General features: G+C 75.0%; 17 protein-coding genes. 1 reads left to right on the plus strand and 16 read right to left on the minus strand.

The window, feature by feature from the left end:
* Positions 1 to 32: 32 nt before the first annotated feature.
* The 5 genes from R2D22_RS24250 to R2D22_RS24270 all read right to left on the minus strand — a co-directional run bounded on the left by R2D22_RS24250 (position 33) and on the right by R2D22_RS24270 (position 7,496).
* Positions 33 to 3,404 carry an ABC transporter permease gene (locus R2D22_RS24250; RefSeq protein ID WP_318106772.1) on the minus strand — a complete coding sequence of 1,124 codons (3,372 nt, stop codon included), beginning with the start codon at positions 3,402 to 3,404 and terminating at the stop codon, positions 33 to 35.
* 224 nt (positions 3,405 to 3,628) lie between these two features.
* On the minus strand, positions 3,629 to 5,812 hold the full coding sequence (locus R2D22_RS24255; RefSeq protein WP_318106773.1) for a hypothetical protein: 2,184 nt from the start codon (positions 5,810 to 5,812) through the stop codon (positions 3,629 to 3,631).
* Complete coding sequence (locus R2D22_RS24260; RefSeq protein ID WP_318106774.1) at positions 5,809 to 6,561, minus strand: ABC transporter ATP-binding protein; 753 nt, start codon at positions 6,559 to 6,561, stop codon at positions 5,809 to 5,811. Before R2D22_RS24260 ends, R2D22_RS24255 begins: the two co-directional genes overlap by 4 nt.
* A 2-nt stretch (positions 6,562 to 6,563) precedes the next feature.
* Positions 6,564 to 6,908: a hypothetical protein gene (locus R2D22_RS24265; protein WP_318106775.1), complete on the minus strand. Its 345-nt coding sequence runs from the start codon at positions 6,906 to 6,908 to the stop codon at positions 6,564 to 6,566.
* 183 nt (positions 6,909 to 7,091) lie between these two features.
* Positions 7,092 to 7,496: a globin gene (locus tag R2D22_RS24270; protein WP_318106776.1), complete on the minus strand. Its 405-nt coding sequence runs from the start codon at positions 7,494 to 7,496 to the stop codon at positions 7,092 to 7,094.
* A gap of 103 nt (positions 7,497 to 7,599) precedes the next feature.
* Between R2D22_RS24270 and R2D22_RS24275 the strand changes: the two genes are divergently transcribed.
* Positions 7,600 to 8,574: a methyltransferase domain-containing protein gene (locus R2D22_RS24275; RefSeq protein WP_318106777.1), complete on the plus strand. Its 975-nt coding sequence runs from the start codon at positions 7,600 to 7,602 to the stop codon at positions 8,572 to 8,574.
* A gap of 54 nt (positions 8,575 to 8,628) precedes the next feature.
* On the opposite strand, the gene R2D22_RS24280 is transcribed toward R2D22_RS24275, so the two are convergent.
* From R2D22_RS24280 to R2D22_RS24330, 11 genes are all read right to left on the minus strand, one after another.
* Positions 8,629 to 9,936, minus strand: a complete 1,308-nt coding sequence (locus R2D22_RS24280; protein WP_318106778.1) for an FHA domain-containing protein — start codon at positions 9,934 to 9,936, stop codon at positions 8,629 to 8,631.
* Positions 9,937 to 9,978: 42 nt separating this feature from the next.
* Positions 9,979 to 11,364, minus strand: coding sequence for a vWA domain-containing protein (locus tag R2D22_RS24285; RefSeq protein ID WP_318106779.1), 1,386 nt, complete (start codon positions 11,362 to 11,364; stop codon positions 9,979 to 9,981).
* A gap of 23 nt (positions 11,365 to 11,387) precedes the next feature.
* Positions 11,388 to 13,223, minus strand: coding sequence for a protein phosphatase 2C domain-containing protein (locus tag R2D22_RS24290; RefSeq protein WP_411977163.1), 1,836 nt, complete (start codon positions 13,221 to 13,223; stop codon positions 11,388 to 11,390).
* 2 nt (positions 13,224 to 13,225) lie between these two features.
* Positions 13,226 to 15,691 (minus strand): serine/threonine-protein kinase, encoded by a 2,466-nt coding sequence (locus R2D22_RS24295; RefSeq protein WP_318109962.1) that lies wholly within the window; start codon positions 15,689 to 15,691, stop codon positions 13,226 to 13,228.
* A 365-nt stretch (positions 15,692 to 16,056) separates the two neighbouring features.
* Positions 16,057 to 17,319, minus strand: coding sequence for a coiled-coil domain-containing protein (locus R2D22_RS24300; protein ID WP_318106781.1), 1,263 nt, complete (start codon positions 17,317 to 17,319; stop codon positions 16,057 to 16,059).
* Between the two features lie 82 nt (positions 17,320 to 17,401).
* The gene (locus R2D22_RS24305) at positions 17,402 to 18,454 is read right to left on the minus strand and encodes a glutamate ABC transporter substrate-binding protein (RefSeq protein ID WP_318106782.1); all 1,053 of its coding nucleotides are present in this window, start codon (positions 18,452 to 18,454) and stop codon (positions 17,402 to 17,404) included.
* An 11-nt stretch (positions 18,455 to 18,465) separates the two neighbouring features.
* Positions 18,466 to 19,890 (minus strand): hypothetical protein, encoded by a 1,425-nt coding sequence (locus tag R2D22_RS24310; protein ID WP_411977072.1) that lies wholly within the window; start codon positions 19,888 to 19,890, stop codon positions 18,466 to 18,468.
* A 359-nt stretch (positions 19,891 to 20,249) separates the two neighbouring features.
* Positions 20,250 to 21,242 carry an N-acetylglucosamine kinase gene (locus R2D22_RS24315; RefSeq protein WP_318106783.1) on the minus strand — a complete coding sequence of 331 codons (993 nt, stop codon included), beginning with the start codon at positions 21,240 to 21,242 and terminating at the stop codon, positions 20,250 to 20,252.
* Positions 21,233 to 22,498, minus strand: coding sequence for a 6-phospho-beta-glucosidase (locus R2D22_RS24320; protein ID WP_318106784.1), 1,266 nt, complete (start codon positions 22,496 to 22,498; stop codon positions 21,233 to 21,235). The genes R2D22_RS24315 and R2D22_RS24320 overlap by 10 nt, the downstream gene beginning before the upstream one ends.
* A 9-nt stretch (positions 22,499 to 22,507) precedes the next feature.
* Complete coding sequence (locus tag R2D22_RS24325; protein WP_318106785.1) at positions 22,508 to 23,416, minus strand: carbohydrate ABC transporter permease; 909 nt, start codon at positions 23,414 to 23,416, stop codon at positions 22,508 to 22,510.
* A gap of 4 nt (positions 23,417 to 23,420) precedes the next feature.
* Positions 23,421 to 24,389, minus strand: a complete 969-nt coding sequence (locus R2D22_RS24330) for a carbohydrate ABC transporter permease (protein ID WP_318106786.1) — start codon at positions 24,387 to 24,389, stop codon at positions 23,421 to 23,423.
* Positions 24,390 to 24,396: the final 7 nt, after the last annotated feature.

A 24,396-nucleotide genomic window follows, 5' to 3' on the forward strand; every position in this document is an offset into this window, starting at 1 on the left:
GGGGCTGGCTACGGGTACGGGCGGGGCGGTCGTCATTCCGCCCCCTGGGTCCGCAGGGTCGTCGCCGGGTCCTCGCGGCGCAGCGCGATCACGGCGACGATGAGCAGCGGCACCGCCGCGACCGCGGCGATCAGCAGGGCGACCTGGGGGACGGGCAGTTCGACCAGGACCGAGGGGATCGGACGGGCGGCCTGCCCGGTCAGGACGACCAGCGGGACCACCGCCCGGGTCAGGACCGCGCCGAGCGCCAGGCCCACCAGCAGGCCGATGGCGATCAGCAGCCCCTGCTCGGCGGCGATCAGGCGGGCCAGCTGCCGGCGCGGCGCGCCCAGCGCGCGCAGCAGGCCGAACTCGCCGGCCCGTTCCCGCATCGACCCGGCCGTGCTCACCGCGAAGCCCACTGCGGCCAGCGCCGCCGCGACCGCCGCGACGGCCATCAGCGCGGACCGCGGGCCCGCACCGAGCGGGTCGCCGACGAGCTCCTCCGCCGTCTCGTCCCGTACCAGGACCTGCGCCGGGTCGGTGTCCGGCAGCGCCCGCAGGGCCGCCGCGACCGCGCCCGTGCGGCCCGGCTCGGTCGCCAGCCACCATTCGTTGGGCTGCAGGACCGGGCCGCCCGGGAGCCGGCCGAGCAGCCGGTTCGTGGCCCGCAGGTCGACCAGCAGCCCGCCGCCGTCCCCCTCCGGCGCCGCCCCCGCGGAGACCGGGGCCGCGCCCGCCCCCGTCGTCGGCAGCTGCCGGACGGACTCGACGATCCGGACCGGCACGGTCCGCCCGCCGACGGTGACGTCGACGGTGTCGCCGGGCTTCGCCGCGGCTGCGGCCAGGAAGGCGTCCGACGCCACCCCGTCCAGCCGGGTCACCGCGGTCGTCCCTACAGGGGTGAGCCGCAGGCTGAATCCCTGGCCCAGGCCGAGTGGGGAGGTTTCGTCGCCCGCGTCGAGTCCGTACGCGAGCGTCAGCGGTGCCGCGCCTGTACCAGTCGGCTTCGGCGACGAGGGCTCCGGCTCGGAGCGGTCGATGGTGTCCTGACGCAGATCGGTCTTCCAGCGCCCGAACGCGCCTGCCGTGTCCACCGGCTGCCCGGCGCCGCCCTTGCGGACGGCGGTCACCGAGCGGACGGACAGCTCCTCGGCGCCGCCCTCGCCGAACTCGGTCTGCCCGTCGACCTCCAGCGCCGTCAGCGTCAACGGCCCGGCGGGCGCCATGGGTTCGCCGCCCTGCGGGGCCTTCTCCGAGCGGAGGTCGGTGGTGAGCCGGTGGACCTTCCCGTCGCCCGGGAGATTGCCGAGGCTCTGCCGGTACGGGATGCCGAACCGGTCCTCCACGACGACGCTCACGTGCGGCGGGGACAGGTGGGTGGACGCCGACACGAGCCGCATGTCGAAGGCGAGGCCCTCGGTTCCGTCCGGGAGCCGCAGGCCGGGCGTCGCCGTCCCGCGCACGCCGGGCGTGAGCTTCTTCAGCACGTCGCGGACGGGCCGGTCCGCCTGGTCCCCGCGCATCAGCATCCCGTCCCCGGTGGCGGCGCTCGCCACGTCCAGGGCGAGCACGGTCGCGGTGCGGCCGTGGTCGAGGCCCATGTTGCCGCGGAGCGCCGGCGCGGCGACCCGCACGCCCGGCAGCCCCGCGTACAGACCTGCCTGCCCGGGCTCCCCGCCCTTCGAGGTGAAGACCCGTACGGCCGACCCGGCGCGGAAGTCGGCCTGGTCGTCCTGAGAGCGGCCCCACGAGGCGCTCTGGCCGATCGCCAGCATGCCCATCGCCACCGCGAGCACGAGCAGCAGCACCGGGCCCGCGCCGCGCAGCGGGCGGCGGCTGACCTGCCAGCCCGCGAGCGCCGTGGGCAGCCCCCGGCCGCCGGCCGCGCGCCTCTCCGCGAGCCGGGCGGCGGGCGGCAGCAGCCGCAGCGTGAGCACCGTTCCGGCGAGCAGCGCCAGCGCGGGCGCGGCGACCAGCAGGGGATCGATGCCGAGCCGGCCCTCGCGGTCGCCGCTGAGCGCGCCGCCCGCGCCGGACGTGGTGGTCTGCCGGTCGAGCTGCCAGTACGCGACGGCCGCGATCACCAGCAGACCGATGTCGGCCCCGGCCCGCACCGACGCGGGCAGTGCCGCCGAACGGTTCTTCCGCAGTTGGATCGTTCCGTCGCCGCCGGCGAGTGCGGGCGCGACGACCGCGGCCGCGCAGCAGACCGCGGCCAGGGCGGCCACCAGCCACACCTCCCCGGCGGGCGCCGCGTCGAGACGCAGCCCGGCGTCGGCGAGCGTCGAACGCTCGGCGAGCAGCTCGGTGAGCGGGCCGGAGAGCAGAGGTGCGGCCAGGGCCGCCGGCAGGGCGAGGAACAGCGCTTCGACGGAGGCGAGCCACACGATCCGGCCGCGCGAACCGCCGCGCGCCCGCAGCAGTTCCGTCTCCCCGGACCGTTCGGTGCTGAGCAGCCGGGCGACCAGCAGCAGCGTGTACGCGGCGAGCAGCACCAGCTGCACGGCGACGATCAGCAGGGTGGACCGGGACACCAGCAGGGCCCGCTCGGTCTGCTGGAGCACGGTCGGCAGCGAGGTCTGCGCGGTCACCGTCCCGCCGCCGAACGGGGCGGCGTCGGCGGCGAGCGCCGCGGAACCGGAGGTGGCGGCGTCGCGCAGGGAGGCGATCCGGTCGGTCGTCACGCCCGTGAAGTCCGCGGTCGCGAGCCAGGCCGTCTCGCCCCGGGGGAGCCGGCCGGAGCCGAGCAGCGCAGGGTCGGCGAGCAGGGGCCCGTACGTGGTGAAGTCCAGGGTGCGCACGCCGCGGCCGGCGGCCTCGTCCAACTGCCAGTACATGTCGGCGAGATCGGCCGGCCGGTAGACGCCGGTGACCCGGGCCTTCAGCGAGCGCTTGTCGTCGAGCCGGTCGGTGAGGTCGAGCACGGCGCCGAGTTCGACGCGCAGCCGCTTGGCCACGGACTCGGGCACGGCGACCTCGACGGTCCCGGCGCCGGCGCCGGAGCTCTTGGGGAGCGCCCCGCGCACGAGGGTGATCCGTGAACGGTCGAGCGCGGCCAGATGCGTCAGATCGGGCTGGCCGCGGCGGGCGGCGGGGTCCTGGAGGGTGCGCGGCAGCGCGTACGGCCCTGAGCGCTCCAGCTTCCGTACGTCCACCGGGAGTCCGGCGAAGGTCTTCCGGGCCCCTTCGCGGGCCACAGCGTCCGCCTCGGCCCGCTTGTCGACGGGGACCTGCGCGGTGACGACGAGCGCCGCGCCCGCCGCGTCGCGGCCCTGGAGCGTGGAGCGCAGGGCGGCGTCGCCGACGGAGCCGGAGAAGCCGGCGAGGGCGGCGAGGACGGAGGTGGTCAGCAGGACCGCGAGGAGCGCGGCGGTCAGCAGCAGCCGGTGCGCCCTGACGCGCAGCAGTACGAACCCCGTCACCCATCCCCCTGAAGTCGTCCCCCGGTGACCCCGAAACGTCCACCGGATGCTTTCAGAGGGCATCGGTTGTGGAAACCGCTTGCACCGCCGTGACGGTCGACCTTGACTCGATCGTGACCGTTATCCGGCGCACCGTCACCGGATTCCGCCCGTCCGTGTGCGGAGCCGTACATTCAGTCAACGAAATCGGTCAACGGGCGTCCCGTCGCGCCGGGTTCGCCCGGTCAGTCCCCGCGCGGCACCCAGCGGTGCGTGTACCGGGCCCCGAGCAGGCCGCCCGCGACCGTCGCCGCCGCGCAGGCGAGCACGGCGAGCGTGAGTCCGCCGCCGAGCAGGCCGGCCGGGGAGCCCCCGGAGGGCGCGAGGAAGGCGAGGTTGAACCCGGCGAGCAGCCCGGCGAAGAGCGTCGCCAGGGCCAGCGCGCAGACCGTCGGCACACCCATGCCCCACCAGGCGACCCGCAGATGGAAGGCGGCGCCGGAGGTGTAACCGGCCATCGTGCGCAGCTCGTCCGCCCGGTCGAGGAAGGCGTGCAGCAGGCTCGCCGAGCCGGTCACGACGAGCAGCGCGAGCCCGGCGCCCGCGACGAGCAGCACCCAGTCGGCGATCCGGGCCCGGGCGGCGGCGCCGATGACACGGTCCGCACCGGGCACGCCGACCTGGGGCTGCGGGAAGGCCCGGTACGCGGCCCTCTTGACCCGGTCGATGCCGCCGGCGGACTCGCCCGTGAGGACGATGAACGCGCTCCTGCCCTGCAGCAGTTCGTCCGGCCCGGTCGCGGCCCGGACGTTCACCGCGCCGAAGCTGCTCCAGCGCAGGGCCTCCGTGCGCGGGGTGCGGGCGGTGAACACCTGCTCCGCCGGGAGCGCCCGGTCGCGCGGGCAGCGGGTCATCGGCGAGAACGCCGCCAGGGCCCGGCAGTCGCCGACGAAGACCGGCGGACGGCCGTCGTCCGGGGCGAGGACCCGCAGTACCCGGTCGCCCGGCGCGAGGGCGTCCAGGAACCGGGCGGCCTGCCGCGGGTCGCGCGCGCCCTCCACCTGCGTCAGCCGGCCGTCGAGGCGGGTGGCGAGCGCGCGGGCGTGCTGCGCCTCCGTGGTCAGCTCCGTGACCGCGATCTGTACCTGGGCCAGCAGCCCGAGGAGCACCGCGATCGCGGCGGTGGTCCGGGCGAGCACCCCGGGATGCGCCCCCGCCCAGCGGGCGCCGACCAGCCGGGCGGGGTCGCCCTCGTTGCGCCGGATCAGCTTGCCGGAGACGTGCGCGGCCGCCCGGCCGAGGAGCGGCGGCAGGCCGCCCAGTGCCAGGAAGGTCCCGAGGATGAAGAGCCGCATCCCGGCCTCGCCGCCGAGCATCGCGCCCCAGAGCGCGAACAGCGTGCCGAGCCCGCAGAACCGTCCCGGCCAGGTCGCGAGCCGCTCCCGGACGGCCCGGGGGCGCGCGCCCGGCAGGGGGCCGACCCGCAGATGCAGCGCCGCGAAGGCCAGGCACAGCACGGCCCAGACGGCGATCAGCGAGAGCGGGAACGCCCAGCGCAGGGCGGCGAGATCGCGGGCGGCGATCTCGTACCCCGTCACCGGCAGCGTGACTCCGGTGAGGACGGGGACGGTCAGCAGCGCACCGGCGGCGAGGACGCCCGCGGCCAGCGGCCGCAGGCACTCCCCGGCGGCGATCCGGGCGCGGACGGAGCGGCCCGCGCCCATCGCGTGCAGCACGGCGAGCCGGCGGTCCCTGCCGCGCGCGCCGAGCCGGGCGGCCACGACGAGCAGGACAACCACGGGCAGCCCGAGGAGCGGTGCCATGAGCCAGTACAGGTCGGCCTCGGCGCGGTCGAAGCCGTCGCCCATGAAGAAGGCGCGATCGACGAACGGGGCGCCGAAGCCGGTGACCGGGAACGCCGAACCGGCGCCCGCGAACCCGGCGTCCGGGGGCGGCCGGCGGTAGACGAACAACTCGCCCGGATCCTTGAGCCCGCTCGGGGCGATGGTGCCGGCGAGCCGGCCGTACCGGGTGTCGGCGGCCGGCAGCGCGGCGCGCAGCGCGGGGGACACGAACGCCTCACCGGGGCCGGGCCACCGCGTCAGGCCGGGCGGCAGGGGGGCGCCGTCGGCGACCGGTTCGACCGTGACGACCGAGAACGCCCGGTCGCCCACGGTGTCCGCACCGTCCGCCCACCACAGGGCCGGAGCGGTGCCCTCCGCCGCGCGGACCGGGAGCCGGGCCTCGGTACGGGCGTCCCGAGCCCCGTACACGGCGGCGTTGACCTGGATGCCCCAGATCAGCAGGCCGGCGGCGACCCCGGCGAGGAGCAGGCAGAGCGCCTGGACGGTGTGCCGGGGGTCCCGGCCGCGATCGGCGGCCCGGCGCCCGACGGCGAGCAGCTGCGCGGTGGCCCCGCGACGCCTCACGCCTCGGCCTCCGCAGACGCCGGTTCGGACACCTCGGACCTCGCGGCGTCCGGCGCCTCCGCCTCCGCCCGCGCCTCCGTCAGCTCCTCCAGCCGGCCGTCCCGCAGGTGCAGCCGCCGGTCGGCGTGCACCGCCACCAGCGGGTTGTGGGTGACGGTGAGCACGGTCGTGCCGTACCGCTCCGGGAGCGAGAACAGCAGCTCGCAGACGTCGTCGGTGGCCTGCTCGTCGAGGGCGCCGGTCGGCTCGTCCGCGACGATCAGCGGCGGTCGGGTCGACAGGGCGCGGGCCACCGCGACCCGCTGCCGCTCGCCGCCGGAGAGGACGTCCGCGGGGGAGTCGGCGACCTTCCCCACCCCGAGCTCGTCGAGCAGCCGTCCTGCCGTCCCGTACGCCTGTGCCCGGCCGGTGCCGCCGATCAGCAGCGGCAGGGCCGCGTTCTCGATCGCGCTCAGCTCGGGGAGCAGCTCGCCGAACTGGTAGACGAAGCCGATCGTGCGCAGCCGCCACGCCGCGGCCTTCGCGGGCCGCAGCGTGGCGGTGTCCGTCCCGCACACCCGGACCGTCCCGGACCGCGGCGGCCGGAGCCCGGCGAGCACCGCGAGCAGCGTGGACTTGCCGCTGCCGCTGGGGCCGGTCACGGCGAGCGACTCGCCCGCGCGGGCCGTCAGGGCGACGTCGCGCAGGAGGGTGCGACCGCCGGCCTCGCAGGTGAGGCCGGAGACGTCCAGGGTGAGGGAGGCGGTCATGGTCAGTAGTGCTCTTTCCAGCCGGAGCACGAGTCGGGCGCGAACGGATAGTTCTCGCAGGTGCGCAGCCTGTACACGGCGGAGCCGGCCGAACCGCCCGACCTGCAGTAGCCGCCGGTCTCCTCCACGCGGCCGGTGGCACCGGACAGGCGGGTGTAGTCGGAGTAGACGTTGAAGCCGTCGACTTCGCGGTCGCATACACGTACGTAGCTGTGATCGGTGCTGATGTAGCCGAAATCGCTGCCGTGGTAGACGTAGTACGCGCTGCCCTGGGCCGTACCGCCGGCCAGCAGTGCGGTGACGGCGCCCGCTGCCAGAGCGCCCAGTCGCGTGGTTCTCCGTTGCACGTTGAACCTCCACAAGAAGAAGGACATCCGCCGGGTGCGGATGTCCGTTCGATGTGTTGCGGCTGTGAAGTTAGCGGCGAATGTGTGAGCCGGGGTGGGAGTGACGGCGCATTGGCCGGAACGCGACGCCGGTTGACCGGAAGGTGGCCAACCGATCGCGGAACGTCACCGTCGTCCCGGGGGTCAGTCCGCCGTGTTGACCATCGAGGCAGCGGCGTAGGCGAGGTAGTTCCACAGCTGCCGCTCGTGCTCCTCGGAGAGCCCCAGCTCGTCGACGGCGTCGCGCATGTGCCGCAGCCAGGCGTCGTGGGCGGCCTTGTCGACGGTGAACGGGGCGTGCCGCATCCGCAGCCTCGGGTGGCCGCGGTGGTCGCTGTACGTGCGGGGGCCACCCCAGTACTGGATCAGGAAGAGCACCAGCCGCTCCTCCGCCGGTCCCAGGTCCTCCTCCGGGTACATGGGGCGCAGCAGCGGGTCGTCGGCCACCCCCTGGTAGAAGCGGCGGACGAGGCGTCGGAAGGTCTCCTCGCCGCCGACCTGCTCGTAGAAGGTCTGCTCCTGAAGTGTGCCGCGCGGAATCTCGTTCACCGCTCCATGGTCTCAGACCGCCCGGCCGAGGACCCGAGCCCTAGGACCTCCGCGGACCCCGCCCTCGCCCCGCCCCCGCCGGCCGGCGGTGCACAGTGGAGGCATGGCCGCTCCGGAGCAGGACGCGTTCGCCGCCGAGGGCGCGTGGGCCCGGCGAATGCTGCTGCGCGAGATCGAGGCGTACGGCGCGCTGCGCGATCCCGCCTGGCGGGCCGCGTTCGCCGAGGTCCCGCGGCACCTGTTCGTGCCGTCGTACTACGCCGGCGGGGCCGACCTGCTGCGGTTCGACGACCCGGACCCCGCGCGGCGGGACCGCTGGCTGCGCGGCGCGTACCGGGACGAGCCGCTGGCCGTCCGGATGCGCGACGGCGAGCTGGTCTCCTCCAGCAGTCAGCCCTCGCTGATGGCGCTGATGCTGGAGACCCTGGAGGTACGGGACGGGGACGACGTCCTGGAGATCGGCGCGGGCAGCGGCTACAACGCGGCCCTGCTGTGCCACCGGCTCGGCGACGACCGGGTCACCACGATCGACCTGGACGAGGAGATCACCGCGTCCGCGCGGGCGCACCTGGCCGCGGCCGGCCACCGGCCCGCGGTGATCACCGGGGACGGGGCGGGCGGCTGCCCGACGCGGGCGCCGTTCGACCGGATCGTCGCGACCTGCACGCTGCCGTCGGTCCCGTACGCCTGGCTCGGCCAGTGCCGGCCCGGCGCGCGGATCCTCGCCCCGCTGTCCACCGGGCTGATCCTGCTGACGGTGCGCGACGCGCGCCACGCGGAGGGCCGCTTCCTGGCGACCCCGGCGTACTTCGTCCCGCTGCGCGGCACTCCGCCCGCGCCGCAGGGCCGCCTCACCGGGCTGCCCCGCAAGGCCCTGGACAGCGAGACGTTCCGCTTCGCGCTCACGCTGACGGCCGCCGTGCTGGACGCGCGCGAGGCGTACTCGCTCTGGCAGCGCGAACGGCGGCCGGGACGCGACCGCTTCGGGGTCACGGTCGCCGACGGCCGCCAGTGGGCGTGGCTCGACGATCCCGAGGGGCCCTACGCGTGGCCCCTCGGGATGCCGGACGGGAACTAGGCCTGTCTCTCGGATCGGGCCCCGGCCCCGGCCGGCGGTCGTGCGCGGCAGAGGCTACATCCGGCCGCGGCGGACGGTGATCGTCGTCCAGGCGCCCACGTGCACCCGGTCGCCGTCCTGGAGCGGGATCGGGACGTAGGGCTGGATGGGTTCCTCGGCGCCGTTGACCGTGGTGCCGTTGGTGGAGTTCTGGTCCACCACCGCCCACGAGCCGTCCGCCTGCTGCACCAGCACCGCGTGCTGGTGGGAGACGCCCGGGTCCTCCGGCGGCACCGACAGGTCGATGTCCGGGGACTCGCCCGTCGAGTGGCGGCGGCGGCCGATCGTCACCTGGTTGCCGTCCAGCGGCAGGTGCTGCTCGGGGGAGTACGCGGGCAGGTTCAGGCCCGACGCCTCCGGTCCGCTGCGCTGCATCATCGCCAGGAAGTACTCGCGGTCCGGGCCGATCACCGCGGTCCAGCCCGCCGGGGCCGGGGGCTGCGCCTGGAACTGCGGCGGCTGGCCCGGGAACTGCTGCTGCTGCGGTGCCTGCGGCGGCGCCTGCTGCGGTCCGCCCAGGTGCGGCGGCAGCGGCGGCTGGCCCGGGAACTGCTGCGGGGCCTGCGGCGGCTGATGCTGTTGCGGCGCGGGGGCGTGCGGCTGCGGCTGCTGCGGCGCGTGCGGGGCCGGCGGCGCCATCGGCGAGGCCGACTGGGCGTGCGACGGCGGCGGCAGCATCCAGTCGTCGGCGCCCGGCTGCTGCGGCGCCTGCGGCACCGGCGGCGGTCCCTGCTGGAGGAACGCCGGCGGCGCCGGGGGGCCGGGCTGCGGACCGGGCGCGGGCGGACCGGCCTGCGGGCCGGGAGGCTGCGGCGGGCCCGGCTGCGTGAACGCGGGCGGCGGGGGCGGCGGACCCTGGTGGTGACCCGGGTCGGAGGACAGCGGCTCGGCCGGGCGGTTCATCTGCGACGGCCGCGAGCCCTGGTAGTCGAACGGGTCCGGCGGCTGCGGGGCCTGCGGCATCGGCGGCGGGCCCTGCGGGCCGGGGCCGGTCTGGAAGCCGGGCGGCAGGTTCAGGCCGGGCGGCGGGCCGGGCATCCCCTGCGGGGCCGGCGGCTGGTACGAGGTCGCCGTGTTGGTGAGGAAGTTCCAGCGGCACTCCTCGCAGAACGGCGCCAGCGCCTCGCGCGGCGTGCGGCACTGCGGGCAGAGCTCCGCCTGGGCGGTGGCGTTCGGGTCGCCGCCGGGGTACCCGTAGCCGGGTGCCGGGGGCGGTGGAGGCGGCACGGCACCCGCAGGCGCGCCCGCCCCGGCCATGCGATGGCCGCAGACCTCGCACCAGTCGTCGGAGACCGACTGGTGTCCGTTCGGGCAGGTCGGCATGTCGGTGCTTCCCCCTCTCGTCGTCCGGCCCCTGTGGCCGGGCTACTTCTTCACGCGAACCGTCTTGGTGGAGCGGGTTTCGAGTGTCATCTCGTCCGCTTCCGCGACCTTCGCCTTCAAACGCACAGTACCGGTCGCCGCGTCGACGACGTCCACCACCTTCGAAAGGAGTTTCGCGGTGTCCGTGTTCCCGGAAGCCACCGCGAGCTGCACCGCTCGACCGAGCTTGGCCGTCGCCCCGTCGAAATCTCCCGATTTGCGCGCATCGAGGCCCTGCTGGATGGCCTGCGCCAGCTCTGCCTGCCCGGTGTAGTGCGCCACCTGCGGGTTGATCGAGGTCGAGGCCGCCATGTCGTCCGTCCACACCGCCCGTACCAGCCCCTGGGACAGCGTCTGCGGGGCGCCGCCCGCCGGGTCGGGGCGGACCAGGGACACCCGCGCCGCGAGCATCTCCTGCCCCACGGCGGCCTCCGGCACCCGGACGCACACGTGGTAGTCGCGGGACTCGTCGCCCCACGAGCCGGTCGGGTAGTCGCCCGCCCGCGGGCCCGCCTCGGTGCGCCGGCCGGTCAGCTCCTCGACCGTCGGCGCGACCTGCTTCACGTACTGGATCTCCACGCCCACCGGGGTCCACAGGCGCAGCTGGACGTCCGCGACCTCCTTGCCCATCGCGTCCTCCATCATCCGCGTGAAGTCCGCGGCGAGCCCGGACGGGTCGGCGACGATGTCGGCGGTGCCGAGCAGCGCCGAGGCGATCCCGGTGACCTCCTTGACCTCCCAGTCCGTGCCGACGCCGCGGGCGTCGCAGGTGAAGCGGCCCGCGCAGGCGTCCAGGGCGGCCTTCAGGTCGGCGGGGGACTCGTGCTCGTTGCGCCCGTCGGTGAGCAGGATGCCGTGCCGGATCGGTGCGTCGGCGCCCGAGAGCAGCCGGTCGGCGAGCCGGAGCCAGGTGCCGATCGCGGTGCCGCCGCCCGCGGAGAGCCGGCGCAGCGCCTCCTTCGCCTCGGCGCGGGTCCGGTCGTCCGCGACGGCCAGCCCGCCGTCGCCGGGGTACACCTCCTTCGCCACGTGCGTGCCGGCGACGACGGCGAAGGCGACGCCGTCGCGCAGCGTGTCGACGGCGGCCGCGGTGGCGTCGCGGGCGTTGCGCATCTTGGTCGGCGGGTAGTCCATCGAACCCGAGCAGTCGACCATGATCACGACGGCGGCGGAGGCGGACGGACCGGTGGACGGACCGGTGGACGGTTCGGCGGACGCGCTCGCGCCCGGCGCGCTCCGCTGCAGCGGCACACCGGCGCCGAGGGTGCCGCCGCCGGTGGCGGTGACCGTCACGATCGCGTTGACCTCGCGCCCGCCCTCCGGCAGGAACTCGTTCTGGTACACCTCCACCGAGAAGTGCGGCACGGTCGACTTGGAGAAGTTGGCCATCGATTCGGCTCCTGTACGAAGGCTCACGCGGTGGGGCTGGGGGTGCCGTAGGCCGATCCTGCCCCCTGGGGCGGCAGGGCGAACGGCAGCAGCGCCACTGTTACGTTGTCGTGCCCGCCGCCGTCCAGCGCGTGGCCGACCAGGACCTGCGCGGCGTGCAGCGGGCGCGCGGCCGCGTCCGGCGGTACGACCCGGGCCATCTCCTCGGCGCCCTCGGCGTAGTTCCACAGCCCGTCCGTGCAGACCACGACCACGCCGGGGCGGTCCGGCTTGAACGCGGCCGTGTGCGGCTCCAGTTCGTACGCGTCGGCGCCGAGCCAGCCGGTGATCGCGTGGGCGCGCTCGTCCGCGTACGCCTCGGCCTCGTTCATCAGGCCCGCGGCGACCATCTGGGCGGCCCACGAGTCGTCCTCGGTGAGCCGGGCCGGCGGGGTCGAGCGGTCGTCCGGGACCCAGTACGCGCGGCTGTCGCCGACCCAGCCGACGACGAGCAGGCCGCCGGCGACGACCGATCCGACGATCGTGCACGCGGGCGCGTTCTGCTGCCGGTGCGGGGCGTGGTCGCGCGCCGAGCCGGGCTCCTCCGCGAGGGAGTTGACCGCGTCGGCGGCGGCGACGATCGCCTCGTGCATGGCCTGCTGCGGGTGCGTGCCGCGGGGCAGCGAGGCCAGCAGCGCCTCGCCGGCCGCGCTCGCGGCGGCGGCGGAGGCGTCGTCGGGGCGGGTGGCGGAGGAGACGCCGTCGCACACGATCGCGAGGACGGCGGGGGAGCCGTCGGGCAGCGCGGTGGTGGACACGGCGAAGGCGTCCTCGTTGCGGTGGTGCCGCAGGCCGCGGTCGCTCACGGCGGCGACGGAGTCCAGCTCGCGCTCCATGTGGTCCCGCTCGCGGGGCTGCGCGTGCCCGCAGTTCTCGCAGTACCCGTCGGTGTCCACCCGCCCGGCCCGGCAGGCCACGCACACCTTCGCGCCACCGGCCGCGACCTGCCCGACCCGTGGGTCGGGCGCGGCCAGCTCGAAGTCCCCGTCGTGCGAGGCGCTTTGCGCGGGGACGGGGGCGGGCGCCTCCGGCGCCGTGGGGGCGGCCGGGGCGTCCGGCGCCGTCGCGGCGGGGGCCGCCTGCGGCTCGTCGTGGCGGACCGCCGCACCGGCGAGGTCCGCCCCCGCCGCGCCGACCGCCGACGCGGCCCACGGCTCGGCGGCGGCCGGCCGCGTCGGGCCGGCACCGGCGGCCGGGCCCAAGGCGGACCCGTCCTGCGCGGGGCCGGCCTGCGGTCCGGCGGCGGCTTGCGGCCCTGCCTCGGCCGCGCCGAAGGCGCTCGCCGGGTCTCCGGCCGCGCCCGGCACGCCGAGCGTGCCTGCCGCGCCCAGCGCGCCCGGGGCGCCTGCCGGGCCCTGCACGCCTGCCGCGCTCGCCGGGTCTTCAGCCGCGCCGCCCGCGCCCGGCGTGCCGAGCGCGCCCGCCGTGCCCGGGCCGCCTGCCACCTGCACGCCTGCCTCACCCGCCGTGCCCGCCACGCTCGGTGTGGCTGCCGTGGCCAGCCCGCCCGGGTCGCCTGTCGTCGGTGAGCCGCCGCCCGAGTCCGTGGCCGGGAGGTCGCCCGGGTGCTGGGTGGGGGTGGACTGGTCGCCGGGGGCGCGGGGGGCCGGGGCCGGCCAGGCGACGTCCGGGTCCTCGCCCTGGGCCCCGGCCGGGGCCGGAGCGGTGGCGCCGAGGACCACCGTGGGGCGGTCCTCGGAGGGGGGGGCCTGGGCAGCCGTCAGCGCGTAGCCGCACGCGCCGCAGAAACGATCACCCGACTCCAGCGGCTCCGCGCAGCCGGGGCAGGCTGCCAGTCGGGTCTGCGGTTTCCGGTCCATCATCACACCCACGTCCGGGGGCGGAGGCGGTTCGCCCGCTCCACCAGTTCGATCCGCTCCTCGCCGCGCTGGGCCAGCCGGGCGAGCACCCGGTACGAGCGTTCCAGCCCGAAGCGCAGCCCGCGCTCGTCCAGTTCACTGCCGAGCAGCAGCGTCCGGCCGGGCCGGGCACCGGGACTTCCGGAGAGTACCCAGTCCAGTGCCGTACCCAGGACCTCCGTCGACAACCGCTCCCGGCGCACCGCGTCGAGACCGAAGTTCTGCAGCGCCGCGACCTGCGCCGCAGCCGCCGTCAGGTCCGTGGCGAGCGGGTCGTGCGCGGCGCGCCGCCGCAGCCGTGCCCGTACCGCCGCGACCCGGGCTGCCGTGTAGTGGATGGACGCCTCCGGCACGGACTCCAGCGTCCGCACCGCGCCGGCCCGGTCCCCGGCCGCCAGCTGCACCCGGGCGAGCCCGAACGCGGTGCTGACGTACGACGGGTCCGTCGTCCACACCAGGCGGTAGTACTCCGCGGCGTTGTCCAGCTGGCCCAGCACCTCCGCGCAGACCGCCAGCGCCAGCTTCGGCGCCGGCTCGCCGGGGAAGGCGTCGTACACCGCGTCGAAGGACAGCGCCGCGTTCTCGTAGTCGCGGGTCGCGAGCGCGACGACGCCGCGGTACCAGACCACCCGCCAGTCGTCCGGGTGCTTCTCCTCCAGGACGGCCAGCGCCTGCCCGGCCGGGCCGAGTTCGCCCATCTCCAGGCGGGCCCGCAGCTCGCGCAGCCGTAGCTCCAGGGAGGGCGCGGGGGCCGCGGCGAGCGCGGTGATCAGCTCGGCGGGCGCGGCGGCCGTGAGACCGGCGAGGAAGCCGGCGTTGGCGTCGCCGGGGTCGACCCGAGGCACCGGCAGCGCCAGCGACGTGGCCCGTACGTCGAGCAGCGCGAGGAACGGCCCCGTGGCCGAGGGCGGCAGCGCGGCCGTCGCCTTCCGGTTCCGGCCGCCGAACAGCCCGGCGACGCCCGTGGGCACGGTCCGCGCCCCGAGCGCCGACACGTCCCCGGTCAGCTCCGCGAACAACTCGGTGTCCGTGACCTTCGGTTCCGTGCCGAACAGCGTCGACAGCGCCGGCCGCGGCCGGCCCGACTGCAGCGCCACGACCTCCCGCAGCACACCGGTCAGCTGCTCCGCCATCTCCTGCGCGGAGGCGAACCGGCGCGCCGGGTCGGGGTCGGTCGCCCGCACCAGGAACCGGTAGAACGACTCGTAGGTCCGGAACACCTCGATGTTGTCGGGGTCCGGCAGGGAGTCCACGAAGACGTTCGTGTACCCCTGGAAGTCGAAGGCCAGCACCGCGAGCGTGCGTGCCACCGTGTACAGGTCGCTGGCCACCGTCGGGCCGAGCTCGGCGACCTCCGGGGCCTGGTAGCCGACCGTGCCGTAGATCGCCGACTCGTCGTCGTCCATGCGGCGGACCGCGCCCATGTCGATCAGCTTGAGCTGGTCCTCGGTCTGGATCGCGTTGTCGACCTTGAAGTCGCAGTACAGCAGGTTGCGGCTGTGCAGGTGGCCGAGCGCCTCCAGCGCCTCGATCCCGTACGCGCACGCCTGCTCGACCGGCAGCGGGTCGCGCCGGCCGTCCGGGCCGCGCCGGGCGTTGGCGATCTCCTTGAGCGACTTGCCGCCGACGTACTCCATGACGATGTAGCCGTCGAGCGAGCCGGTCCGCTGGTCCAGGTGCTCGACGAAGTTGTAGATCCGGACGATGTTGGAGTGCTCGATCTCGGCGAGGAAGCGCCGCTCGGAGATCGCCGCGGCCATCGCGTCCTGGTCACCGGTGTCGAGCAGGCCCTTGAGCACCACCCAGCGGTCGGAGACCGCGCGGTCCACGGCCAGGTAGACCCAGCCGAGGCCGCCGTGGGCCAGACAGCCCGCCACCTCGTACTGGCCGTGCACGATCTCGCCCTCGCGCAGCTTCGGCACGAAGGAGTACGGGTGCCCGCACTTGGTGCAGAAGCCCTCGGTACGGCCCGGCCGGTCGCCGCGCGCGCGGCCCACCGGCGCGCCGCAGTCGGAGCGCGAGCAGAATCGCTTCCGCTCGGGCACCTCGGGGTTCGCCATCACCGCCGAACGCGGGTCCGGGCGCGGCACCTCCGGTATGGCGACCAGGCCCGCGCCGAGCCGGTTGCGGCCGGACTGGCCGGTGGACGAGCCGGAGCTGCGCACCGAGACGGACCGGGCGGTGCTCGCCCCGGAGAGCGAGCGGGAGAGCCGGCCGGAGACGGAGCGTCGGGACGTCGACGAGCGCGACGAGCGCGAGGAGCGTGCGGAGGCCGCCGAACTCCGCGACGAGGAGCGGGAGCTGCTCGACGAGCTGCTCGACCCCTTGCCGGCCACGGCCACACCGGTCGGGGAGGACTGCAGCATGCCCCCGGGCGCGACGACCGGGGCCAGCCCGCAGGTGTCGCAGTACAGTTCGCCGCCGCCCATGTCCTCGTACGTGCCGACGCAGGACGGCCGCTGGCAGGAGGCCCCGGCGGGCCGTGCGGAGGCCGCCGCGGCGCGCGGGGCGGCCTGGTTGGTCACCTGGCTGTGCGGCCCGCTGACGGACCCCGTGGAGGCGGTCGTGCCGGTCGTGCCCGTCGTGCCGCCGGGCGGCAGCATCGGGGCGAGCCCGCAGGTGTCGCAGTAGAGCGCGCCGCCGCCCACGTCCTCGTACGCGCCCTCGCACCCGGGCCGCTGACAGCCGGCCGCGCCGGTCGCACCGGCGGCCGCAGGCGTGGCCCCGCCACCCGTCGCGCCCGCACCGCCGTTCGTGCCCGGCACCTGGCCTCCCTGGCCGTTCTCCGCCCCGCTCACCGTGTCCCCCTCGCGTCACCGGGGCCCGTCAGGGCCTCGGTCGCCGCCTGCTGGTAGCGGAGCACCGCCTGTTCGGCGACCCGCAGGTCGCACGGGGCGCTCCACAGCATGCGGCGGGCCGTGTCGTACCGCTCGATCAGCAGCGGATCCTCCGCCCAGCCGTGCCGGGCCACCTTCGCCTTGTACGCGTCCAGCCGGCCGCGCAGTTCCGCGCGGACCGCGAGCGGCGCGGTCACCGCCGTCAACGACTCGCGGGCGCGCAGCAGTTCGTCCTCCGCCTCCTGTTCGAGCGACTCCAGGAGCGGCGAGAGCCGGTGCCACTGCGCGTGCCTGCGGTACTCCGCGGCCGTCGCGAGCCGTTCCTGCAGGACGGTCGGCGGTCCGCTGACCGCCGGAACCTCGGACGCGGCGATCTTCGCCAGCACCTCGCCGCGGGCCGCCCGCGCCTCGGCCAGCGTGCGGTCCGCGCGCGAGAGCACGTCGCGCAGCCGCAGCAGCCGCTCCTCGGAGTCCTGCCGGACCGCGAGGACCGCCTCGATCTCCCGGCGTACGTCCTCCAGGGCGCGGGCCGCCCCGTCGTACCGCTCGGTGTCGGGCCGGCCGCCGCCGGGCGCCGAACTGCCCTGCGCGGGACGCCAGAAGGCCAGCGGGTCCGAGACCACCTGCTCGCGCAGCACGGTCAGTTCGGCGGTGATCGCCTCCAATTCGTCGCCGGCCGGGTGCTCACCGGGGCGCACGCCGACGGAGTGCGCGAGGGAGCGGGTGCGGCCCAGCTCGGCGGCGAGCAGGTCTATCCGCGCGGGCAGCGCGGACCAGACCGCGTCGGCGGTCACGACCGTGTCCAGCGAACCGGCGTACAGCTCGTTCATGCGGTCCACCAGGCTCTCCAGCGAGAACCGTTCGGCGAGGGCCGCGCCGCCGCCGACCGTCACGCTCTCGCCGCGCAGCCGCTCGGTCAGCTCCACCAGCTCCTCGCGTCCCGGCCAGCGCCGTCGGGCGCGCAGCTCACGGACGGTGTGCAGGGCGGCGGTGTAGGCGTCGAAGTACGTCCAGAGCAGCGTGATCGTCCGCTCCGTGGCGGTCCAGCGGTCCTGGGTCGTCCCGGTGAGCCGGGCGCCCTCCAGGAGGCGGCGGCCGGCATGGTCCTGGAGCGCGAGGAGCGAGTCCTCGATCGCCTTGTGCTCCGCGCCGAGCCGCGCCATCGCACGGTCCACCTCGTCCCGATCCATCACCGGACCAGGAGGTCCCGCGACGCCCATCGATCACCTCTCCGCTCTTGCCGCTGTTGCTGCCGTCACCTGTCGAGTCCCCTGCCGCCCGCCGCCCGCAGCGGCCGGCGGGTCAGCCGCTCTTGTACTTCGGCGCCGGCGGCCCGGCGATGCCGGGCAGATCCGCCTTCAGCCACTTCTCGTACGCTGCCGTCCACGGGCCCTGCCGGTACTGCACGAGCACCTGGTTGACCCGGCGCACCAGGTCGTCGTTGCCGAGCTTCGCGGCCACCCCGTAGTACTCGGTCGTGAACGGCCTGCCCTTGAGCTCGACCGCCGGGTCCTGCGCGGCCTGGCCGGCCGCCAGCGCGTTGTCGGTGACGACCGCGTCGACCTCGCCCATCTGGAGCCGGACCAGGCAGTCCAGCTGGTTGGGCACGGTGAGCAGGTCCTTGTCGTCCTTGGTGCCGTCGCCCTCGTCCTTGAACACCGCCCCGAACGACTTCTGCTCCAGGGCCTCGTAGGCGGTGGAGCCCTCGGCCGTGCAGATCCGCTTGCCGGTGAGGGAGGCGTCGTACCCCGTGATCGCGGAGTCCTTGGGCGCGAGCACCTGCTGCCCGGCCTGGAAGTAGGCGGTGGAGAAGGCGACCTGGCCGATCCGCTTGCAGTTGATCGTCATCGTGCGGACCACGAGGTCGACCTTGCCGCCCTCCAGGGCGGCGATCCGCTGGTTGGTCGGGATGGCCCGGAAGATGATCTTGTCCTCGCCGCCCAGGAGGTCCTTGGCGATGGCCCGGGCCAGATCGATGTCGAAGCCCTCCAGGGTGCGGGTCGTCGGATTGCGGTAGCCCCAGCGGTAGCTGCTCTGGTCGACGCCCACGACGAGCCGGCCGCGCGCCTTGATGGCGGCGACGGCGGGACCGTCGGCGGTGGACGGGGTGAGCGAGGCCTCCGGGTCCCGGCACGGGGCCTCGGCCTTCACCTGCACGCCCGTACCGAAGCCGGCGCCGGCACCCGTACGTCCCCCGGACGTGTCCGCGTCCGCACCGGCGTGCGTCAGCGGTACGAGGGTGAGGGCCGCGGTCACGCCGCACGCGACGGCCATCGCGCCGACCCCGCCCCAGCCCTTGAACCGGCCGGCGATCCGGGCCGCCGCCCGCCGCCCGCGCCCTGTGACGTCCGTCATCTCTCCCCCTCTCACCGGTACTCCGACAGTCTGCGGTTGATGCCCATGATCGCCCCCACAGCGCCGAGCACCGCCAGCACGCCCGCCCCGAGGGGGAGGCCGGTCAGCGCTCCCCGGCCGTCCGACGCGGACCGGGTGAACTCCGCCTGCTCGTGGTCGAGCGCCTTCTTCAGCGCCGCGTCGACCTGGTCGAAGGACTCGCCGGTGGACTCCTTCGCGCCGATCACCCGGACCAGCGCGCCCTCGTAGTCACCGGCGTTGTCCGTCGCCCGGGCGCCCGCGTGGCGCTGCTTCCACTCGGCGATCCGCTCCGCCGCATCCGAGACCGGGTCGCGCCCGGCGTCGTCGTCGGCGAGCTCCCGGGCCTGGGCGATCGCCGTGGTCAGCGCCTCCATGCCGGCCGTGTGCTCGGTCTCGTACTTGTCGTTCTTGCCGTCGTCGGTGAGCACCGCGCCACGGGCGACCAGGGTCAGGTTCTCGTTGGCGCGCGCCTTGAGGGAGTTGATCCTGGCCGTGGTCAGCACCTGCAGCGAGTCCTGGCCGTGCTCGCGGGCGTTGTTCAGCTCGGCGCGGGCGACCGTGTGCCCCACGACCAGCCACAGCAGGACGACCAGGGCGGCCGCGGTCGCCGCGAGCAGACCGTGGTTCAGCACCCGGTTCGTCCGCAGGTAGTTGCGGCGCTGGGCGGCGGCCAGGGCCGCCAGCGCGATCAGGCCGAGTGCGAGGGAGAGGTACGGCAGCGCCCGCGCGTCCTCGTCGTCCGCGTGCAGCCGGGCCGTCTCCGCCGCGTACAGCCGCTCGGCGGCCGGCAGCAGCTCCGTCGTCATCTGCTGGTTGGCGTACCGGAGATAGGCGCCGCCGAGCGGCAGGCCCTGGCGGTTCGCGGCCCGGGCGCGCTCGACCAGGCCGGTGTAGCGGGGGAGGTGCTCGCTCAGCGTGGCGATCTCGCGGGCCGACTCCACCGAACCCTCGGTGTTCGCGGCGGCCTTGACCAGCAGCCGGGACGCGGTGGTGATGTCGTCCGTGTACCGCTGGTGGACGCCGGCGGGCTCCTGCGCGCCGGCCAGGAAGCCGCTGGCGGCGGCGGTGTCGGCGTCGGCGAGGGAACGGTAGATGCTCGCGGCGTCCGCGCTCAGCGGCTGGCTGCGGCTCACCACGTCGTCCGCGGAGGAGGCGCGGTCGGAGATCTCGAGGGCGGTCACGGCGCCGAACGCGACCACGAGAGCGGCCAGTACGGCGCCGATGATCTGCAGCCGGCCGGGCTCGGTGGTGGCGGCGCGGCGCAGGCGCTCGCGGCCCTCGGCCCAGACCCCGCTCGCGCGGTGCGGGCCCTCGGGCGCGGGGCGCTGCGCGGGCACGGCGCCGAGGACGACCGTCCCGGGCGAGGGCGCCTGCGGCGGTGCCGGCGCGGGATGCGCGTTCGGCGGGTATGTCACGTGACCTCCCCCTCGGTCGCCGACGTCGGACCGTCCTCCCGTCGGTTCGGGGGACGACTACCCGGCCAGCAGTATGGCCGGAGCGGCCGACACGCACACCGGGAATGACTCGATCTTGTCGCCATCGTGCCCCACGCCCCCACCCGTCCCGTTGCCCACCCCCGCCACAACCTGGGCCGAACAGCGACCCGTCCGCACGTGAAACGCCCCCCGAGGGAACACGACCGGCGGCCGGATTCGGTTCCCTCGGGGGGCGCACGGAATCGAGAACGCTCCCCCGGCGCCCCCGGCGGCCCCCGGCGCCCCCGGCGGCCCCCGGCGCCCCCGGCGGCCCCCGGCGCCGCCGGGGGGCCGCGCTCCTAGGCCGCTGCGTACCGCTTTCGCAGGCGGGTTGCCGCCGTAGCGTCCGCGTTCACTCGGTCCAGGCCCAGGAGGGCCGCGCCGAGGACCGGAGGGGCCGAGACCACGCGGAGTTCCGCCTTCGGGGCCCTCGTCGCGAGGAGTTCGGTGATGCGGGTGTCCAGGACCGGGTGCCGCGCGGCCAGGACGCTGCCGCCGAGGACCACCGGGGCCTCCTCGGCGAGCAGGCCGAGCCGTGCCAGCGCGACCGTCGACATGGCGACGACCTCCTCGGCGAGCCGGTGGACCAGTGACCGCGCCACCGCGTCCCCGGCCGCCGAGACCGCGAACAGCACCGGCGTCATCTCGTGCCGCCGCCCGCTCGGTATCAGGCCCAGGTGCAGCGCCTCGATCAGCGCGTACATCGTCGGCAGCCCGAAGTGCGCGGGCAGCGCGCGGGCCAGCTCGGTGGGCTCGCCCCGGCCGTCCTCCGCCCGCGCGGCGAACCACATCGCCTCCTCAGCGAGGCCGCCCCCGCCGCCCCAGTCCCCGGAGATCCGCCCGATCGCGGGGAACCGGGCGGTCCGGCCGTCCGGCAGCATCCCCACGCAGTTGATCCCCGCCCCGCACACCACCGCGACGCCGCGCGGCTCGTCCACCCCGGCCCGCAGGATCGCGAAGGTGTCGTTGCGCACCTCCGTCGTACCGGCCCAGCCGCGCCGCTCCAGCGCGGTCGTCAACTCGGCCTCCTCGACCGGCAGATCCGCGTTGGCCAGGCAGGCCGAGACATGCTCGGCGTACGGCGGTGCGTCGAGCCCCGCCGCCCCGGCCGCCTCGGCGACCGCCGCGCCCAGTACGTCCACGGCCGCCTCGACCCCCACCAGCGGCGGCTGGAACCCCCCGCCGCGCGCCGTCCCGAGGACCGACCCGTCCGCGCCGACCAGCGCCACGTCCGTCTTGCTGTTCCCCGCGTCGATCGCCAGCACGGCGACCTGCCCCCCGCTCACGCCCACGCCAGGTGCTCCCGGTTGTGCGCGATCAGCCGGTCGGTGAGCCCCTCGGCGTACTCGTACTGCCCTACCAGCGGGTGCGCGAGCAGCGCCTTGAAAACCCGCTCCCGGCCGCCGCGCAGCGCCGCATCCAGGGCCAGGTCCTCGTACGCGGTCACGTGCGCGACCAGCCCCGCGTACAGCGGGTCCAGCCGCGGCACCGGCAGCGGCGTCGCGCCCTTCGCGCCGACCGCGGCCTGCACCTCGATCACCGCGTCGTCCGGCAGGAACGGCAGCGTGCCGTTGTTGTACGTGTTCACCACCTGGTACGGCGACCCCCCGCCGCCCAGCAGCGACGCCGCCAGGTCCACGGCCGCCTCCGAATAGAACGCCCCGCCGCGCTTGGCGAGCAGCGCCGGCTTCTCGTCGAGCGCCGGGTCCCCGTACATGGCCAGCAGCTCCCGCTCCATCGCCGCGACCTCGGCGGCCCGCGACGGCTTGCGGCCCAGCTCCCGCACCACCTCGTCGTGCAGGTAGAAGTACCGCAGGTAGTACGAGGGGACGACGCCGAGCCGGTCGACCAGCTCGCGCGGCATCCGCAGGTCCGCGGCGACCGCCTCGCCGTGCTCGGCGAGCAGCCGGGGCAGTACGTCCTCGCCCTCCGGACCGCCGAGCCGCACCGCGGTCTCCCAGGTCAGGTGGTTGAGCCCGACGTGGTCGAGGTGCACCTCGGACGGCGCGACGTCGAGCAGCGCCGCGAACTTCCGCTGGAATCCGATGGCGACGTTGCACAGCCCGACGGCCTTGTGCCCGGCCCGCAGCAGCGCCCGCGTCACGATCCCGACCGGGTTGGTGAAGTCGATGATCCAGGCGTTCGGGTTGGCCCGCCGGACCCGTTCGGCGATGTCCAGGACGACCGGCACGGTCCGCAGCGCCTTGGCGAGGCCGCCCGCGCCGGTGGTCTCCTGCCCGACGCAGCCGCACTCCAGCGGCCAGGTCTCGTCCTGCTCGCGGGCCGCCTGTCCGCCGACGCGCAGCTGGAGCAGGACGGCGTCCGCGCCGTCCACGCCGGCGTCGAGGTCGGAGGTGGTGACGATCCGCCCGTCGTGGCCCTGCCGGGCGAAGATCCGCCGGGCGAGCCCGCCGACCAGGTCGAGCCGCTCGGCGGCCGGGTCCACGAGGACGAGTTCGGTGATGGGCAGGGTGTCGCGCAGCCGCGCGAATCCGTCGATCAGTTCGGGGGTGTAGGTGGAGCCGCCCCCCACGACAGCCAGCTTCATTGTCTTCTGTCAGCCCTTCACTCCGGTGAGTGTGACTCCCTCGACGAACGCCTTCTGGGCGAAGAAGAACACGAGGATCACAGGGGCCATGACCAGTACGGTCGCGGCCATGGTCAGGTTCCAGTCGGTGTGGTGCGCGCCCTTGAAGGACTCCAGGCCGTAACTCAGCGTCCAGGCGCCCGGGTTCTCGGAGGCGTAGATCTGCGGCCCGAAGTAGTCGTTCCAGCAGCAGAAGAACTGGAAGAGCGCGATGGCGGCGATGCCCGGTCTGGCCATCGGCAGCACGACCTTGAGCAGCGTGCGGAACTCGCCGCAGCCGTCGATCCGGGCCGCCTCGATGTACTCGTCGGGGATGGTCAGCAGGAACTGCCGCAGCAGGAAGATGGAGAACGCGTCGCCGAACGCCATCGGGATGATCAGCGGCCACAGCGACCCGGACAGGTCCATCTGCTTCGCCCAGAACAGGTACATCGGGATGATGACCACCTGCGGCGGCAGCATCATCATCGAGATGACCAGCATCAGCGCGAGCCGCTGCCCGCGGAAGCGGAACTTGGCCAGCGCGTACGCGACGGGCACGGACGAGAGCACGGTCAGGACGGTGCCCAGACCGGCGTACAGCAGGGTGTTGCGCCACCAGGTGAGGAAGCCCGGAGTGTCCAGGACCCGCGTGTAGTTGCCCCACTCCCAGGTGTCCGGGACGAGGTCCCGGGTGAGTGCCTGCTGGTCGCTCATCAACGAGGTCAGGAACACGAACACGAACGGCAGCACGAAGAACAGTGCGACCGCGACGCCGAGCGCGTGCACGGCGATCCAGTGGAGCAGCGCCTTGCGGCGGGCGGTACGGCCGGCGGCAGCGCCGCCGCCGGCCGGGGCCGGGGCGCTCGGCCGGTCGATGCGGTCGATCACAGTGGTCATGGCGTCAGTCACCTGCCGGGACGAGGCCGCCGCGGCGCCGCATCAGCAGCGCGGTGAAGGCCATCGCGAGGGCGAACAGAACGAGGGCGATCACGCACGCCGAGCCGTAGTCGAAGCGCTGGAAACCCAGGTTGTAGACGAGCTGGGGCAGGGTCAGGGTCGACTTCTCGGGGTAGCCCGGCTCGAACTGCTGGCCGCTGTTGCCGATGATGCCGGATGCGACTTTCCCGGCCACCAGGGGCTGGGTGTAGTACTGCATGGTCTGGATGACCCCGGTGACCACGGCGAACATCACGATCGGGGAGATGTTCGGCAGGGTCACGTAGCGGAACCGCTGCCACGGCGAGGCGCCGTCCAGCTCCGCCGCCTCGTACTGCTCCTTCGGTACGTCGAGCAGCGCGGCCATGAAGATCACCATCAGGTCGCCGACGCCCCAGACCGCGAGCGCGGTCAGCGCGGGCTTGGACCACGTCGGGTCCATGAACCAGCCGGGGGCCGGGATGCCGACGTCGGCCAGGACCGAGTTGACCGGACCCGTACCGGGGTTGAGCAGGAAGACGAAGGCGAGCGTCGCCGCGACCGGCGGGGCGAGGTAGGGCAGGTAGAACAGGGTGCGGAAGACGCCCGCCCCCGTCCTGATCTTCGTGATCAGGAGCCCGACGCCGAGGCCGAAGACGACCCGGCAGGCCACCATGACGACGACCAGCCACAGCGTGTTGCGCATCGCCGGCCAGAACGCCGGATAGTCGGTGAAGACGTAGCTCCAGTTCTCCAGCCCGTTGAAGACCGGCGCCTGGAAGCCGTCGTACTCCATGAACGAGAAGTACACGGTGGACACGAGCGGGTAGGCGAAGAAGACGGTGAAGCCCACCAGCCAGGGCGACATGAAGGCCGCGGTCCGCAGTGCCGATTTTCTGCGCTTCGCGGCAAGGGCCGACCTCCGGCGCTTCGACCGCATGGTGTGGGTGGTCATCGCGGTG

Origin of the sequence: Streptomyces sp. HUAS YS2 (genome assembly GCF_033343995.1) — a bacterium.
Lineage (GTDB): Bacteria > Actinomycetota > Actinomycetes > Streptomycetales > Streptomycetaceae > Streptomyces > Streptomyces solicathayae.